Below are 1280 nucleotides of genomic sequence, written 5' to 3'. Positions count from 1 at the left end.
AATGGGCCGCAAAGCCCGTTCCAGGTGGTTGGTGTCTGGCTGCACGTCCGGGTTTTCCAGGAACACGGTCAGGCTGGCTTCCCGGCTGAGAACGTAGTTCAGGGCCTTGGTCAGTGGGTCGCTGGGCACGAGGCCGCCTTGTGCCAACTGATCCCGGCACCACTGGAAGAAGTCGCTGACCACCGGCTTCGAGTGATCCAACCGGTACTGGCGTTTCTTCTCGCCAGTTAGCCCCTGAGCTTTGATGGCCTCTTCATTCCGATACAGCATCGCGATCCGTTGCAGGGCCTCGGTGACGGTCTCAGGATGATCTTTCTGTGCTTCGATAAAATAGCGGCGACCATGCACCCAACATTGGGCATGGGCGACGTTCTCCTGGGCTGCAGCATAACGGGCATAGGCCGCATAGCCGTCACTGATCAGGGTACCGCTGAACGATTCGCTGAGTACCTGTTCAATGTGGGCGCGACCACGGCTGTTCGAGTAGGTGAACACCACCTCGTCGGCATCGCCGTATAACGGCCAGAACCAGCCGGTTTTCATCTTGCCTTTTTGCGGGCCTGCGCGCCCCTGGTGGCCGGCTTTGATGGGCGTTTCATCCATCGCCAGCACCCGGCTGCGCAACACGTTGTCGGTCTGGGCATCCACGATGGGTCGCAGCAGGTCGATGGCCCGCTTGACCAGGTTGGTCAGGGTGCTGCGACTGACGGTGACGCCGGCTTGCCGGATGCGTTGGTGCTGACGATACAGCGGCAAGTGGAACTGGAACTTGTCGACCAGCAGCCCGGCCAGCAGGCTGACATCGGCCAGGCTGTTATCCAGTACGTTGAACGGGGCTGGCGTGGTAATGGGCTTGTCGCTGCCCTTACGCCGGAACACCGGGCGTTCGCACTTGAGCACCACATAACTGGAGGCCCGCTGGGCCAGCCGGAAGGTAGTCTTGCTGCCAATCACTTCGTACTGATCGGCCTCCGGGCCGGTCAGCTCTGGCGGCAGGTGCTCAACCACTTCTACCGGCACATCGGCAGTAAAGCGCAGGCCGGTGTCGTTCAGGCAGTCGTCGTCCCGCTGTTTCTTGCCAGTGCCACGCTGATAGGCTTTAACCGTGCGCTTCTCATTTTTCGGCGGCTGCACCGGAACCGGGGCGTCATCCGACGCGAACAGGCTATCCTGCCCAGGCAGGTCAAACACCTGCTTCTCGGACTTGGGACCGAACAGCTGCTTCTTGAACCAGTCCAACTGCCGCTGCATGACCTGAAGTTGTTCACGCAGCAATGCAT

At 60.7% G+C, this 1280-nt stretch carries 1 protein-coding gene; it reads right to left on the bottom strand.

Annotated elements, in window-relative coordinates; genetic code table 11:
• Positions 1 to 1280: IS66 family transposase (tnpC, locus tag FYJ24_RS12450; RefSeq protein WP_206192728.1), on the bottom strand; the 1280-nt coding region annotated here is incomplete at both ends.

This window comes from Scrofimicrobium canadense (genome assembly GCF_009696615.1).
GTDB lineage: Bacteria > Actinomycetota > Actinomycetes > Actinomycetales > Actinomycetaceae > Scrofimicrobium > Scrofimicrobium canadense.
The sequence above is the reverse complement of the archived record's forward strand: the minus strand, read 5'-3'. Positions and strand labels throughout refer to the sequence as shown.